The sequence below is a fragment of the Pseudoxanthomonas sp. LARHCG66 genome (assembly GCF_052871755.1).
Map to the genome: position 1 here is coordinate 25,490 of NZ_JBIXJW010000006.1, position 14,467 is coordinate 39,956.

The following is a 14,467-nucleotide window of genomic DNA, read 5'->3' on the forward strand; positions in this document are numbered from 1 at the left end:
CAACCTGATCGTTTGCCGACGTATCCGGTCTCCGATTGCCCCCATCCCAGCCTTCCCCCGCAGGCGGGGGAAGGAGCGCCACAATGAGGCCTGCGCCGCTGCTGATCCTGCTGATCGCCTGCTGGGGCCTGGCGGGCCTGGCCGTGCCGTTCCTCGGCTGGCCGTTGTGGCAGTGGCAGGCGGTCGGCGCGGCGCTGCTGGTGCTTGCAGCGCTGGATGCATGGCGGCTGCGCGCGCGACCGCTGCCTGACGTGGTGCGCGAGTTGCCTGAGGCCCTGCCGCTGGGCATCGAGCGCGACGTGGCGCTGTGCTTCGAGTCGCGGGTACGGCAGCGGCTCGATGTGTTCGACCTGCATCCCGGCGGCTGGCCGTCGTCCGGCATGCCGCGGCGGCTCGCGCTCGCCCCGATGTCGGCGACCCGCATCACCTACCGGTTGCGGCCCAACGCGCGCGGCGATGCCGCATTCGAGGGCGTGCAGCTGCGCCTGCGTTCCGTGCTGGGACTGTGGCGACAGTCGCGGGTGGCAGGCGCGCCGCAACGCGTGCGCGTGTATCCCAACTTCGCACCGCTGACGCGTTTCGCGCTGTTCAGTGCCGAACAGGCGTCGCGCCTGGTGGGCGCGCACCTCAAGCGGCGACGCGGCGAAGGCACCGACTTCAACCAGATGCGCGAGTACCGCGTGGGCGACAGCCTGCGCCAGGTCGACTGGAAGGCGACGGCGCGCTCGCGCAAGCTGATCTCCCGCGAGTACCAGGACGAGAAGAACCAGCAACTGGTCATGCTGATCGATACCGGTCGCCGGATGATGGCGCGCGAGGATGCGCTGGGGCATTTCGACCACGTCCTGAATGCCGCACTGGTGGTGTCGTACCTGGCGTTGCGCCAGGGCGATGGCGTGGGCCTGCTTGCGGCGGGTGGCGACAGCCGCTGGGTGGCGCCGCAGCGCGGGATGGCGGCCATCGACACGCTGCTGCGCGCCAGCTACGACCTGCAGCCGCGCGCGGTGGCCACGGACTACCTGGCGGCGGCCACCGAGCTGAGCCTGCGGCAGCGTCGGCGGTCGCTGGTGATGCTGGTCACCAATGTCCGTGACGAAGACATCGAGGACCTGCTGGCCGCCGTGCGCCTGTTGCAGCGCCGTCACCTGGTCTGCGTCGCCAGCCTGCGCGAAACCTCGCTGGATGAGGCGCTCGACGGTGACGTCCGCGACCTGCAGGGCGCCATCCATGCCGGCGCGGTGGCGCGCTACCTGGAGCAGCGCACGGCCGCGCACGATGCATTGCGCAGCCACCGGGTGATGGTGCTGGATGTTTCCAGCGATGAACTGCCCGGCGCGTTGGTGGAGCGCTACCTCGCGGTGAAGCGGGATGGCGTGCTCTAGTGCCGCGCATGCGCTCTGCCTCTGTCTGCCTGCTGCTCATGGCGGCCCTGTGCCCGCAGGGTGCGACGGCGCAGCAGTCCACGGAGGTGGAACGCATCCGCCTGCAGTCCGGAGAGGTGGTGCTCGACGTCACGCCCGCCCTGGGTGGGCGTGTGTTGCGGTTCGGGCTGGCCGATCGACCCAGCCTGATCAAGGTCGGCGATCCCGTCGCCCCGCAACCTGCGCCGGCCGTATCGCCCGATGCGGATGACATCGGCTATCTCGGTCACGACGTATGGCTGGGGCCGCAGAGCGGCTGGTGGTCCGACCAGCATGTGAATCCTGCGCGTCGCGCTTCGAAGGCGGTGTGGCCGCCGGACCCTTACCTGGCCTTCGCCGAGACCCGCGTGGTCGCGCGTTCGCCCGAACGGCTGGTGTTGGAGGGCATCGACAGCCCGGTCACCGGCGTGCGGCTGCTGAAAGCGTTCGCGTTCGATCCGGCGGATCCGTCCACCGTCATCGTGGCGGCGACCGCGCGCAACATCCGCGACCGCCCGGTCGCGCGCGACCTGTGGTTCAACACCCGTACCTCGGCGGTCACGCGCGTGTACGTACCCGTTACCGACACGCGCGACGTGCGGGTGGAGGCCGCAGAGGGAGCCGCGCCTGCCTGGACGATCGAAGGGGGCGTGTTCTCGTTCCTGCCCATGCCGCAGGAGATGGAGATGCGCCGTGGCAAGGTGTTCCTTCAGCCATCCGCAGGCTGGATGGCCGGTTTCGCGCACGGGCAGGTGTTCGTGATCCGCTTCGATCACCTGCCACGTGCCGTGATCCATCCGGAACATGGGCAGGTCGAGCTCTATCTCGACCACGCCGACGACATGCAGGCCGGCTTGCTTGAGATGGAGGTGCACGCCGCCTTTCGCACGCTTGCATCCGGTGAGGCGATGCAGGCGCGCGAGCGCTGGACGGTGTTGCCTTACGAAGGTCCCGAGACGCGGGACGCGCAGGTGGCGTTCCTGTGTTCACGGCTGCAGCTCTGCGCCGGACCTGCCGTGCGCTGACGCGGATCAGCGCGGTTCGTCGATGCCCTGGCCGGTCGCGGCCCACCAGATGCCGCCGTACAGGTGCGCGAGATAGAGCGGATCGTCGTAGAGCGCGGGGGTATGGCCGAGTGCGGTGACGAAGACGCGACCACCGTCGTAGGCGTGGTACCACGCGACGGGATGTTCTTTTCCCATGCCGTGCGCGGTCTGGCCCGGCCAGATGCGGGAAGGATCGTAAGTGGATTCATCCACGCTCAGCACCGTCCGCAGGCCGCGCGTGACCGGGGCATTGAACTCGTACCATTCGTCCGTCCAGATCCACTGCGCCGGCAGGCCGAAGGTGGCGGGAAACGCAGGGTCTTCCACGCGCACGGTGGCGGTCTGCACCATCGGATGGATGCGGAACGTGCGTCCGATCAGCCGTTCGAACCAGGGCCATTCGCCAGGCGGGTTGAAGATCAGCGCGCGGTGCACCGCCACCACGCCGCCGCCAGCGCGCACGTAGGACGTCAGCCTTTCGCGCTGTGGGCCCTTCAGTTCATCGCCCGGCGTGTTGAGCAGCACGATGGCGGCATAGGCCGAAAGATCGCCATCGAACGGCGAGCTGTTCCACGACCACGTGAGTTCGAACGCATGCCGCTGTGCCATGCGTTCGAACTGCGGCTTGGCGACCACGGCGTAGTCGTGGTGATAGCGGTTGGGAATCGCGACGACCAGCACCTTGAACTGACCCTGCGCGAAGGCGGGCGCGGCGAGTGCGGCGATACACAGCAGGGTGAGCAGCAACAGGCGTTTCATTCCGCGATGCTAGCCCGGCCGGTGCCGGGCGGGTGCCTTTCCGCTATTCCGATTTCGGCGACGCCTATGCGGATATCGCCTATGCCGTCCGCGCTGCCTGCATGGCCTTGCAGGCGCCCCAGACCAGCAGCACCAGTCCGACGGCGGACACCACGCTCAGCAGCATGCCGAACGCGCCGAACAGGGACATCATCCCGCTCAGTGAGGCGTAGCCGTCAGCGGTGTTGTTGATCAGCCATGCCTGCCACACGCTCATCGCCACGCGCAGCAGCGTGGTGACCAGCATCAGTGCGACGCCGGCCAGCGCCAGCTTGCGGCCGGGCGCTGCCGGCACCCACATCGCCAGCATGGCAATACCCGCCACGCAGGCCAGCAGCTCGGGCAGCTGGTAGCCGAGCATCGTCAGCAGTTGGGTGAGGAATCCGTCCATGCACTAAGTTCCTTGAAAGTTGGGGGAGTTGTGTGAGTTTCTTCAGACGGTGCGCGTCCGGAGGCGCGCACGGTCGGAGTCGTTGAGAATCGCAGGGAGTTGTCGGGAATCGTCACCCGGATTCTCCTTGGTCTTTTCGCAGGCGGGGGATGGACGCTACGGCAAGCGCGAACGAGAGCGCTACCCAGAACGCAAGCAATGTGTCACCAGCGATCACCGCGTTCTCAGCCATTGTGGCCTGGTCAAGCGTTGCGAGCGCCCCTCGAGCGTTGTTGCCTGTCGTCGTCGTTGTTGGAAAGGGGGCATGGGCTGGTGTCAGGACATCGCGAAGCGTTGACTGGCCCCCTGCGAGCCACAACGCATTCGTGGCCAGCGCGATCAATAGAGAGAGGCTGGGAAGGTTGCGCAAGCGCACATGGAGCATGACGCAGCCGGCGAGGATCAGCACCAGGCTTCCCGTACCTGCGGCTTTACCAATCGTCAGGAAGCTGGAGTCCGCGATAGTCAATCCGCCGTCACCAGTACCTTGTCCCTGTCGCGCAACGCGGTGTAAACCGCATCGGTTTCCGGGCGCACGCCGTGCCACTGCTCGAATGCCTCGGCTGCCTGTTCCACCAGCATGCCCAATCCATCCACGGCATCGTGGCAGCCGGCGGCGCGCGCCCATGCGAGGAAGGAAATCGCGGCTTCGCCGTAGTTGAGGTCCACCGCCAGCGTGCGCGGCGTGGCCAGGTGGAAGGGCAGGCTGAACTCGCCGTGGTCCTGCCGCGAGGCGGACGTGGCGTTGACGATCAGCGAGAAGTCGCCGAGGTCGCGCAGATCGTCCCAGTAGCGCGAATGCGCGCGCTCCGGCTCGCCCAGCGCGTCCGCCAGCGCATCCGCGCGGTCAGGCGTGCGGTTGACGATGATCAGCTCGCTGATGCCTGCATCGAGCAATGCCGGCGCTACGCCGCGTGCGGCGCCACCGGCACCCAGCAGCAGTGCACGGCGTGCGCGCAGGTCCAGGCCATGCCGACCGGTAAGGTCGCGCACCAGGCCGGCGCCGTCGGTGTTGTCGCCATGCCATTGGCCGTCGTTGCGGGTCAGCGTGTTCACCGCGCCGGCGCGTCGCGCGCGCTCGGTAGTCCGAGCGCAGATCGCGAAGGCGGCTTCTTTCAGTGGCAGCGTGACATTGGCGCCCGCACCCCCGTCGCCCACGAAGCGATCGAGCGTGGCGACGAAATCGTGCGCCGCCACGTCAATGGCGGTGTACTCCAGTGTGATGCCGACCTGACGCGCGAACGCCGCATGGATGCGGGGCGACAGCGAGTGGGCGACGGGATGGCCGAAGACGGCGTAGCGATGGCTGGACATGGCGCAGGACCCCGTCGGGAGGAAGGATGGGATGCCGCAGAGGCGCGCCGCGAATGCGGGAGGCCGCTGCCGCTTCGATCCGAGTCTACCGCGCACGGCGGTCCGCTTGACAGGCAGTGCTGCCCGGCCTCACTGTGCCGCCGCCGAAAAGGGGCGCCAGGGATCAAGGCGACAGGCAGGCCGGGCTGGGGAGTCCGGTCGCCATCCATCGAACCCTGCTGCTGCGAGGGCGCTCGCCGACCGCGAACCGGTCAGACGGGCGCCACGTGCGCGCGCCGGGCCGGCTGTTTCCGCGACACATCATTCACCCCGCCGGTACCGCAAGGACGCGGGGATTCCACCACGACCGAAAGGGAGAATTCCATGAAGCCGTTGTTCCGTTGCCTGCCGCTCGCGCTGGCGGCCTTCGCCCTGCATGCGCAAGCGCAATCCATCTCTCCCGCGTACGAAGCCTTCCGCAAGAAGGAGGCGTCGCAGCCCGCCGCAAACCCGCCCGTGACGCCGGCGACGCAGGCAGCCGCCCCCCAGCCCGCACCGCCGGCCCCTGCGCCGACGTACCCGGCGCCGGCTCATGTTTCTCCCGCGCCTGCCCAAGAAGAGGAGGACGGCGGTTTCTTCATCGGCGTGCAGGCGGGCCAGGGCTGGATCTACGAAGACGTCGAACAGGATGCCGTCGCCGTGAGCGCGGGCTACCGCTGGCAGGCGGGTCCGTGGGCGCAGGTGGGCGTTGAACTGTCGGGCGGCCGCCTGGACGAGACCACCGATGGCGACTGGCGGTTCGCGAAGGCGACCTACAAGGCCATCGGCGCGAATGCACGCATGAACTTCGGCGACAGCCCGTGGTTCGCCACCGTGCGCGGCGGCTACTTCGATGCCGAGGTTGACGGCGCCGACGAGGAATTTTCCGCCGACGGCGGGTATGCGGGCGTGGCGATCGGCGTGGACATCAATCGCCATTTCAACATCAGCCTCGGCTATACCGCGTTCGTCTATGCCGACGACTACACCTACGACGACTGCGACGACGATCTCGACTGCGATTTCAACCGTGCCGACACCGTGATGCTGGGCGTCGAAGCGCGCTTCTGAGCGTTGAACGAAAACGGGAGCCGGACGGCTCCCGTTTTTTTCCTGCGCCGTCGATGCGAAGTATCCGCTCAATCGCCTGCCGGCTGTGCCAGCCGTCGCACGTAGGCATGCTGGGTCTTGGCGAGCGTGAAGCCTGCTGCCGGATAGAACGCATGCGATTCCGGACGCAGGATGTTGGAGCGCACGAAGACGTCCGTGCCGCCCTGGTCCCGTATCCAGTCGCAGGCCGTATCCACCAGGCGCCGCGCCAGACCGAGGCGTCGCGCCCGCGGGTCGATGATCAATGCCGTGATCTCGGCGCGCCCGCCGAACTCGATCATCAGCCGCCACTCCGCGGCCACCATTCCCATCAGGCCGCTGTCGTCGTCCGCTGAGGCGGCAACCATCACGGCATGCGCGGGCGATGCCAGCAGGATGGCCAGCCGTCCGGCCATCGCGGCGCTGTCGACGGGATAGGCGAGCAGCGTGCACAGGCGCGCCAGTTCGCCTGCATCGTCTTGCCGCGCATCGCGGATGACGATGGACGTCACTCAGCTGCTCCGCAGCCAGCGTGCCGCATCCAGCGCGAAGTAGGTCAGCACGCCATCGGCGCCGGCACGCTTGAATGCGGTCAGCGCTTCCAGTGCGCAGGCCTTCTCGTCGAGCCAGCCGTTCGCGGCCGCAGCCTTGATCATCGCGTACTCGCCGCTGACCTGGTAGGCGAACGTCGGCACGCCGAACTCGTCCTTCACCCGGCGGATCACGTCCAGGTACGGCAGGCCCGGCTTCACCATCACCATGTCGGCGCCTTCGTCCAGGTCCAGCGCGATCTCGTGCAGCGCCTCGTTGGAATTGGCCGGGTCCATCTGGTAGGTGAACTTGTTGCCCTTGCCGAGGTTGCCGGCGCTGCCCACCGCGCTGCGGAACGGGCCGTAGAACGCGGACGCGTACTTGGCCGCGTACGACATGATGCGGGTGTTGATATGGCCGGCATTCTCCAGCGCCTCGCGGATCGCGCCGATGCGGCCGTCCATCATGTCGCTGGGCGACAGGATGTCCACGCCGGCGGCGGCATGCGCCAGCGACTGCTTCACCAGCGCCTCGATCGTCTCGTCGTTGAGGATGTAGCCGGTGTCGTCGATCAATCCGTCCTGGCCGTGCGTGGTGTACGGGTCCAGGGCCTGGTCGCTCATCACGCCCAGTTCGGGGAAACGGGATTTCAGTGCGCGGATCGCGCGCGGGATGATGCCGTCCTCGTCCCATGCGATGCGGCCATCGGCGGTCTTCGCCGACGGATCCGGCACGCCGAACAGGTCCAGCACCGGCACGCCCAGCTCCAGCGCTTCCTCGCCCACGCGCAGCAGCTCGTCGATCGAGAGCCGCTCCACGCCCGGCATCGAGGCCACCGGCACCCGGCCCTTCTCCTCGTGCACGAACACGGGGTAGATCAGGTCGTTGGTGGTCAGCACGTTCTCGCGCATCAGGCGACGGGAGAACTCGTCGCGACGCATGCGGCGCGGGCGGGTATGGGGATAGGCCATCACGGGCTCCTGGCAGAGCGGCGAATGATACGCCCGCCGCCCGCCGGCCAGCCTGCTACGGGCGGTCGCAGTACGGAACGCTGCATCCGGTGGCGTCAGATGATCCCGCCGCCCAGCGACAGGCGGAAGATGCCGACGACGATGACGATGCCGTTCAGCACCAGCCCCGCCTTCGCGCGACCGCGGTGTTCCGTGCGGGTGAACAGGATGCCGATGGCGGCGATGACCGCGCCGACCGCCGCGAACGGGATCAGGAACCAGTTGCCCCAGCCCAGTAGCGGGATCAGGGCCAGCACCATCCACAGCATCGCCACGATGCCCCACAGCAGGCTGATCAGTCCCATGTCGCGGTTTCCATGCGGGCGTGCGGAAGGTCGCCCCGTGTTTCCACTATGCGGACGGTCGCCGGGCGCTTCAAGCTCCCACGCCGTGCATGCCCTCGATCTCGACCAGCAGCTCGCGCCGGCAGACGTCGGCATGCAGCATCAGCCATGGCACGCGCGTGCCCAGGCGGGCCTCGAGTTGCGCGGCCACGGTGTCGGCGTCGGCGGCATCACTCACGTAGACCTTCAGGCGCGAACTCGCATCCAGGTGCGCCGGCAACGTCGCCGCGTGGGTGCGCGCCGCGCCCAGCAGGCTGTCGAGGTTGGTGAGGGTCTCGTCCAGTTGCGCGCGCAGCGAGTCCGCGTGCTGCGACGCATGGCCGACGATACTGGCGGTGCCGGACAGCAACAGGGGCACCTGGTGCGACGGAGGCAGCAACGCGCGCGCGAAGCTCGGGGATTGCGGGCCGTATTCGCGCGGATAGCGGTAGGCACTGACCTGGCGCGGATTCTCCAGCGGCGTACCCGGTTCACGTGCGGCGAGCCAGTAGACCTGCAGCACGCGGCGGCCATCGCGGCTGCCTATCGCCGTGGCGGCGGGCAGCGCACGCGTATCGATATCGCCCAGGCCCTGCACGCGGCCGATGCAGAATTGCCGGTAGCGTTCACCGTCGCCTTCGCCCTGCGTGATGGCATCGAAGTAATTCCAGATGCGCAGCAGGTGCGGATATCCGCTGTCGCGCCAGAAGGCGGCCATCGCGGCATATGCATGCGCGCTTGCGTGCAGGATGCCGCCTTCGGGTTCTTCCCACTCCACCACGCCGAACATCAGCGCCCCGTCGTGGCTGTAGCGCACCGCGCCTTCGCGGCCGGTGGTCACGGGGCCCGCCGCACGCCAGACTTCGTACGGGGCCGCGGCTTCGCGCAACGGCGACAGCGGCACGCGCAGGTAGCGCGGGTCGTCGATGGTCGAGGTAGCGGGCGCCAGCGCGCCGAAACCGAACACGGCCAGCGTCTCCGGCAGGCTCAGCAACGCCCGTGGCGTGGGCGCATGGATGTAGTCGACGGCCAGCCGCTGCGGCGCGGGTGGATGGTCGGGGGCGGAGCTCATCGTGCGGGAAACGGGGGGCATGTCGGGGCGAAATGATAACCCGCCCATCCCGTCACGCCGGACGCCTGCTGGCTGTGCCAGTATTCAGCGGCATCGGCGGAAGATCGCCGCAGGTCACCGGGAGAAGCCGCCATGTCGTTCCGTATCGCTGCCATCGTGCTCGTCGCCGCGCTCAGTGCCGGCTGCGCCAGCAGCTCCAAGGTCATGCTGGGGCAGGCGCGCCCCGCCATCGATCCTGCGCAGGTCCAGGTCTACCGCACCGCGCCTGCGGGGTCGCTGGAAATCGCGCAGCTTGAATCCAAGAGTGCCGTCGGCTTCGGCACGCAGGGCCAGACCGACGCCGCCGTGGCACGCCTCAAGCGCGAAGCCGCCGCCCTCGGGGCGAACGGCGTGGTGCTGGTCGGCGTGGGATCCAGTGGTTCCCCGGTCGGCATGTCGGTGGGCGCCGGCAGTTACGGCCGCCACTCGGGCGGCGGTCTGAGCATGGGCATTCCCACCACCCAGAAGCAGGCCGCAGGCGTGGCGATCTACGTGCCGCCGGGCACGGCGGTGGACCCCACCCTGGTCGTGCCGGACCCGGCACCGAAGAACTGAGCCGGCCACCTGCCGGATGCGATCCGAAGGCGGCCCATGGCCGCCTTCGTCGTTCGTGGGGTCAGGGAGATGCCGGCCCGTCGTTGCCGGCTTCCAGCACGATCCGTTCGCCGCCGTCCACGTTGACGGCCAGCGTTTCGTAGTGCCATTCACCGGCGCGCTTCTCCGCCACCACGAACAGCGTGCCATCGGTCTTGCCGCCATCAAGCGGGATTGCCAGCTCTGCCTCGCCGCCCGCTCCACTGCTGTTGAGGCTGCCCTGCACGAACCAGCCCGGCTTGATCGGGGTGCCCAGTGCGGCGACCACGGCCGCATCGGCCTGCGCCCGTGCCATCGCATGCCGGTAGGGTTCGGAGGATTTCATCGCGCCGAAGATCAGTGTCATCAGCCCGGCGATGAAGGCCAGGAACGAGGCCAGCAGCACCACCGCCAGCACGGGCACGCACCATTTCCAGTTGCGGCTCCACCAGCCCGCTTTCACGGCGGCGGGCATCGGCGGCGGGGAAGCGGACATCGGCGTCTCCTTCGTCTCAGGGCTTCAGGCAACGACCGAAGAAATCCTCGGTCAGGCGGTAGCGGTGCAGCAGGTCGCTGCCGCGCAGGCCGTGCTTGGCGCCGGGGTAGGTCATCAGCTCGAACGGCGTACCGCGCTTCTGCAGGTCACTCATCAGCTTCGTCGAGTTGGAAAACAGCACGTTGTCGTCGGCCATGCCGTGGATCAAGAGCAGCTTCGAGTGCAGGCCGTCCAGGTGGGTGAACACGCTGGCCTCGCGGTAGCCGGCTTCGTTCGCGTTCGGCAGGTCCATGTAGCGCTCGGTGTAGTGGGTGTCGTACAGCGCCCAGTCCGTCACCGGCGCACCGGACACACCGCAGGCATAAGCCTCGCTGTGTTTGGCCAGCAGCATCAGCGTCATGTAGCCGCCGTTGGACCAGCCGTGCACGCCGATGCGCGCGGCATCGACGAACGATTGCGACTTCAGCCATTCGACGCCGCGCAGCTGGTCGTCCACTTCCACCGTGCCCTGCCTGCCGTACAGCGCGCCACCGAAGGCTGCGCCACGGCGTGGCGTGCCGCGGTTGTCCAGCGAGAACACCAGGTAGCCCTGCTGGGCCAGGTACTGGTTGAAGAAGGCATCGCTGCGGCCGGGCCAGGCGCGGGTGACGGTCTGCGCCGCCGGGCCGCCGTACACGAAGACAACCACCGGGTACTTCTTCTTCGGGTCGAAGCCGGCCGGCTTGATCAGGCTGTAATGCAGCGGCGTGCGGCCGTCAGCGGCCGTCAGCGTGCCGTAGGTGGTGGGCTGGTGGGCGCCGAGGTACTTCGCGTAGGGATGCGCCGCATCGGTCGCATCGTTGGTGAGCAGGGTCGCCAGCTTCGTGCCGTCGGCCTTGAACAGCTCGATCTGCGGCGGCGTGGTGTCGCTGGACCAGCTGTCGACGAAGACACTGGCATTGCGGGCGAAGGCGGCAGCATGCATGCCGGGCGCCTGCGTCAAACGACGCGGCTCGCCGCCGGACAACGGCACGGCATACACGTGCGTCTCGGTGGCGCCATCACGCGTGCCGCTGGCGTAGACCAGGCCGGCGGCTTCGTCGATGGCCAGCAGGCCGTCGACCACCCACTCGCCCTGCGTCAACGCGGTCAGCTCGGACCCGTCTTCCGATGCCATGTACAGGTGTTCGAACCCGCTGCGCTCCGACGACCACAGGAAGCGCCCGTCCTTCAGGAAGCGCAGGTCGCTGTGCAGTGGCACCCAGGTCTTCGAGGTTTCCGTCACCAGCGTGCGCTGCGTGCCGGTGGCCAGTGTGGTTTCGATCAGCTCGAGCTTCTTCTGGTCGCGCGACTGGCGCTGGAAGGTCAGGCGTTGCGGGTCGCGCCAGTCGACGCGGGCCAGATAGATGTCCTGGTCCGCACCCAGGTCGATCCAGCGCGGCTTTGCGCCGGCCTTCGGTGCGATCACACCCAGTTGCACCAGCACGTTGTCATCGCCCGCCGCCGGATACCGCTGCTCGATCACCTCGGTGCGGTCGGGGTACACCTCGTAGCGCTTCTGTACCGGCACCGGCGTTTCGTCGATGCGCGCGAAGGCGATGGCGGAATCGTCCGGCGCCCACCAGTAGCCGGTATGGCGATCCATTTCTTCGTCGGCGACGAATTCGGCCACGCCGTTGCCGATCACGTCGCTGCCGTCGCGGGTCAGCTGTGTTTCCCTGCCGCTGGCCAGCTCGATGACCCACAGGTTGCGGTCGCGGATGAAGCTGACGAAGCCCCCCTTAGGCGATATCTTCGGATCGGTGGCAAAACCACCGCCATCCGTCAGCTTGCGCACCGCGTCCTTGCCGGACTTCGCCAGGTCGTAGAAGTAAAGCTCGCCGCCCAGCGGGAACAGCAGTGCCTTGCCATCCGGCGACCATTGGTAATCGACGATGCCGGACAGTGCAGCGATGCGCTGGCGCTCGCGGCGCGCCTTTTCCTCATCACTCAGCACTTCCTCGCCGGGCAGCACCACCGACGAATCCACCAGCAGGCGCGTCTGTCCGCTGGCGATGTCGTATTCCCACAGATCCAGCCGGTTGCGGTCGCTGTCCTTGCCGCGCAGGAAGGTCACCCGCGATCCGTCCGGCGCGACCTGCGGCTTGGTCAGCGTCGGGCCGGACAGGGGCGCGCTGCCGGTGATCGCTTCCAGGGTGAGTTTTTCGGCGTGGGTGGGGAGGGCGGTGGCGAGTGTCATCAGGGCGAACAGGGCGAGGCGCATCGGATTTCTCGGGCGGCAGGGCCGGTCAGTCCCGGATTATTGCATTGGCCGCCGCGCGCGGGCCGGATGCGTCCTGATGCGGCGCAGCCGAGCAGGCTCGGCTCCGTCTACCGTGAGGGCTGGCCGAACAGGTGCTTGCGCTCCTCGTCGCTGAGCGGCTGGCCCGCGTTCGGATTGACCTGCGACTGCAGCGCATACGCGCGTTGCACGGCCGGCCGCGCCGCGATCTCGGCGCGCCAGCGCTGCAGGGCGGGATAGGGCGACAGATCCAGCGGGGCCTTGTCGTAGGCGTTGATCCACGGATGCGTGGCCATGTCGGCGATGCTGTAGTCGTCGCCGGCGATGTAGGCATGTTTCGCAAGCTGCGTGTCCAGCACGCCGAGCAGGCGCTGCACCTCGCGCGTGTAGCGGTCGATGGCGTAGGGAATCTTCTCCGGCGCGTACACGGTGAAGTGGCCGTACTGCCCGGTCATCGGGCCCAGGCCGCCCATCTGCCACATCAGCCACTGGTTCACGGCCACTTTCTGGCGGGTGTCGGCGCCGAAGAAGCGGCCGGTCTTGTTGGCCAGGTACACCAGGATGGCGCCGGATTCGAAGACGCTGATCGGTTCGCCGCCGTCGGTGGGGGTGCGGTCGATGATGGCCGGCATCTTGTTGTTGGGCGAGAACGCCAGATAGTCGGGCTTGAACTGGTCGCCCTTGCCGATGTTCACCGGCACGATGCGGTAGTCGAGTTTCGCGCCTGCATCGGCCAGCTCCTCCAGCAGCAGCGTGATCTTGTGGCCGTTCGGGGTGGGCCAGTAGTACAGGTCGATCATGGTGGATTCCGCAGGAGGGGGAGGCCTTCGAGTCTAGCCGTCCGTGCGGGCTTGGCAGCGTCAAATCCGGCCGGTACCCTGCGCCATCCTTGGAAAAGACCGTTCCCATGACGCTCCCCGCCAGCCCTCGCCCCAACTTCCTGCCCAACCTGATCTTCGCGTCGCGCTGGCTGCAGCTACCGCTGTACCTGGGTCTGATCGTCGCCCAGTGCGTGTACGTGTTCCTGTTCGGCAAGGAGCTATGGCACCTGATTCATCGCGCGCCGGGTCTCGGCGAGCAGGAGATCATGCTGATCGTGCTCGGCCTGATCGACGTGGTGATGATCTCCAACCTGCTGGTCATGGTGATCGTCGGTGGCTACGAAACCTTCGTATCGCGCCTGCGCCTGGAAGGCCATCCGGACCAGCCCGAATGGCTGAGTCACGTCAACGCCAGCGTGCTGAAGGTGAAGCTGGCGATGGCGATCATCGGCATCTCCTCGATCCACCTGCTGAAGACGTTCATCGCAGCGGGCGCCTTGAAGGGTTTGCCTTTCTGCACGCCGGACCAGCTGGCCCAGATGAAGGCCGAGATGGCGATCACGAGCACGCAGTGCACCCAGCTGACCCCTGACGGCGTGCTCTGGCAGACCATCATCCACTGCGTCTTCATCCTGTCGGCCATTGGCATCGCCTGGACGGACAAGCTCATGAATGGTGGAGCCCCCGCCAAGCACGCCGCACACTGACCCCGTGGCGGCCGAACCTGAGATACGCGACGCAAACGATGGCGACTACGCCGCCATCGTTGCGCTGAACGAAGCCGAGGTCCGCCACACCAGCCCCATGGATGCGGACAGGTTGCGCCACTTGGCGTCCCTGTCCGCTTATCACCGCGTGGCGACGCTCGACGGTCGCGTGGTCGCCTTCCTGCTGGCCATGCGCGCCGGGGCGGATTACCGCAACGACAACTTCGGGTGGTTCGCTGAACGCTATCCGGACTTCCTCTACGTCGACCGCATCGTCGTGGACGCGGCCGCGCAGGGGCACCGGCTGGGCTCGCGGCTGTACGCAGACCTGTTCGCCTTCGCCCGTGCGCATGGCATCCCGCGCATCACCTGCGAGTTCAATGTGGTGCCGCCGAACGAGCCGTCGCGCCTGTTCCACGTGCGCCACGGCTTTGTCGAGACCGGCCGCCAATGGCTGGACGACGGCCGCAAGCAGGTCTCGATGCAGGTCGCCGAGCTGGCCTGAGCCAGCGTCTCAAGGCGTGGGCCGCAGTAGGCCGT

17 protein-coding genes are annotated in these 14,467 nt (G+C 67.8%); 6 read left to right on the forward strand and 11 right to left on the reverse strand.

Annotated features, from left to right (window positions below; all coding sequences use genetic code 11):
* Positions 1-83: 83 nt before the first annotated feature.
* Entirely contained in the window at positions 84-1,382 is a 1,299-nt protein-coding gene (locus ACIPRS_RS16215; protein WP_446539304.1) for a DUF58 domain-containing protein, read from the forward strand.
* A gap of 8 nt (positions 1,383-1,390) precedes the next feature.
* A complete protein-coding gene (locus ACIPRS_RS16220; protein WP_446539305.1) occupies positions 1,391-2,425 on the forward strand; it encodes a DUF4380 domain-containing protein in 1,035 nt (344 codons plus the stop codon).
* 6 nt (positions 2,426-2,431) lie between these two features.
* Here ACIPRS_RS16220 and ACIPRS_RS16225 read toward each other — a convergent pair whose 3' ends face one another.
* From ACIPRS_RS16225 to aroE, 4 genes are all read right to left on the reverse strand, one after another.
* Positions 2,432-3,205: a ThuA domain-containing protein gene (locus ACIPRS_RS16225; protein WP_446539306.1), complete on the reverse strand. Its 774-nt coding sequence runs from the start codon at positions 3,203-3,205 to the stop codon at positions 2,432-2,434.
* A gap of 79 nt (positions 3,206-3,284) precedes the next feature.
* On the reverse strand, positions 3,285-3,635 hold the full coding sequence (locus tag ACIPRS_RS16230; protein WP_446539307.1) for a hypothetical protein: 351 nt from the start codon (positions 3,633-3,635) through the stop codon (positions 3,285-3,287).
* Positions 3,636-3,747: 112 nt separating this feature from the next.
* On the reverse strand, positions 3,748-4,083 hold the full coding sequence (locus tag ACIPRS_RS16235) for a hypothetical protein (protein ID WP_446539308.1): 336 nt from the start codon (positions 4,081-4,083) through the stop codon (positions 3,748-3,750).
* 56 nt (positions 4,084-4,139) lie between these two features.
* Positions 4,140-4,988, reverse strand: coding sequence for a shikimate dehydrogenase (aroE, locus tag ACIPRS_RS16240; RefSeq protein WP_192202842.1), 849 nt, complete (start codon positions 4,986-4,988; stop codon positions 4,140-4,142).
* 363 nt (positions 4,989-5,351) lie between these two features.
* Here aroE and ACIPRS_RS16245 point away from each other — a divergent pair, with 363 nt between their 5' ends.
* Positions 5,352-6,077 (forward strand): outer membrane beta-barrel protein, encoded by a 726-nt coding sequence (locus tag ACIPRS_RS16245; protein ID WP_446539309.1) that lies wholly within the window; start codon positions 5,352-5,354, stop codon positions 6,075-6,077.
* Positions 6,078-6,145: 68 nt separating this feature from the next.
* On the opposite strand, the gene ACIPRS_RS16250 is transcribed toward ACIPRS_RS16245, so the two are convergent.
* From ACIPRS_RS16250 to ACIPRS_RS16265, 4 genes are all read right to left on the reverse strand, one after another.
* A complete protein-coding gene (locus tag ACIPRS_RS16250; protein ID WP_446539310.1) occupies positions 6,146-6,607 on the reverse strand; it encodes a GNAT family N-acetyltransferase in 462 nt (153 codons plus the stop codon).
* The gene (gene hemB, locus ACIPRS_RS16255) at positions 6,608-7,597 is read right to left on the reverse strand and encodes a porphobilinogen synthase (protein ID WP_337732675.1); all 990 of its coding nucleotides are present in this window, start codon (positions 7,595-7,597) and stop codon (positions 6,608-6,610) included. It abuts the gene before it with no gap.
* A 95-nt stretch (positions 7,598-7,692) separates the two neighbouring features.
* Positions 7,693-7,941: a hypothetical protein gene (locus ACIPRS_RS16260; RefSeq protein WP_192202846.1), complete on the reverse strand. Its 249-nt coding sequence runs from the start codon at positions 7,939-7,941 to the stop codon at positions 7,693-7,695.
* Positions 7,942-8,011: 70 nt separating this feature from the next.
* Positions 8,012-9,031, reverse strand: a complete 1,020-nt coding sequence (locus ACIPRS_RS16265) for a chorismate transformation enzyme, FkbO/Hyg5 family (protein ID WP_446539311.1) — start codon at positions 9,029-9,031, stop codon at positions 8,012-8,014.
* 132 nt (positions 9,032-9,163) lie between these two features.
* On the opposite strand from ACIPRS_RS16265, the gene ACIPRS_RS16270 reads away from it, so the two are divergent.
* Positions 9,164-9,625, forward strand: a complete 462-nt coding sequence (locus ACIPRS_RS16270) for a hypothetical protein (protein ID WP_192202848.1) — start codon at positions 9,164-9,166, stop codon at positions 9,623-9,625.
* 61 nt (positions 9,626-9,686) lie between these two features.
* Here the strand turns inward: ACIPRS_RS16270 and ACIPRS_RS16275 are convergent, their stop codons facing one another.
* The 3 genes from ACIPRS_RS16275 to ACIPRS_RS16285 form a co-directional block, all read right to left on the reverse strand.
* Positions 9,687-10,139 (reverse strand): cytochrome c oxidase assembly factor Coa1 family protein, encoded by a 453-nt coding sequence (locus ACIPRS_RS16275; RefSeq protein ID WP_337732672.1) that lies wholly within the window; start codon positions 10,137-10,139, stop codon positions 9,687-9,689.
* A gap of 16 nt (positions 10,140-10,155) precedes the next feature.
* The gene (locus ACIPRS_RS16280; protein WP_446539312.1) at positions 10,156-12,381 is read right to left on the reverse strand and encodes a DPP IV N-terminal domain-containing protein; all 2,226 of its coding nucleotides are present in this window, start codon (positions 12,379-12,381) and stop codon (positions 10,156-10,158) included.
* Positions 12,382-12,488: 107 nt separating this feature from the next.
* Positions 12,489-13,199: a glutathione binding-like protein gene (locus ACIPRS_RS16285; protein ID WP_446539313.1), complete on the reverse strand. Its 711-nt coding sequence runs from the start codon at positions 13,197-13,199 to the stop codon at positions 12,489-12,491.
* A 107-nt stretch (positions 13,200-13,306) separates the two neighbouring features.
* Between ACIPRS_RS16285 and ACIPRS_RS16290 the strand changes: the two genes are divergently transcribed.
* Together ACIPRS_RS16290 and ACIPRS_RS16295 are read left to right on the forward strand one after the other, a co-directional pair.
* Positions 13,307-13,927 carry a TIGR00645 family protein gene (locus ACIPRS_RS16290; protein WP_446539314.1) on the forward strand — a complete coding sequence of 207 codons (621 nt, stop codon included), beginning with the start codon at positions 13,307-13,309 and terminating at the stop codon, positions 13,925-13,927.
* 4 nt (positions 13,928-13,931) lie between these two features.
* Positions 13,932-14,432 (forward strand): GNAT family N-acetyltransferase, encoded by a 501-nt coding sequence (locus ACIPRS_RS16295; RefSeq protein WP_446539315.1) that lies wholly within the window; start codon positions 13,932-13,934, stop codon positions 14,430-14,432.
* Positions 14,433-14,467: the final 35 nt, after the last annotated feature.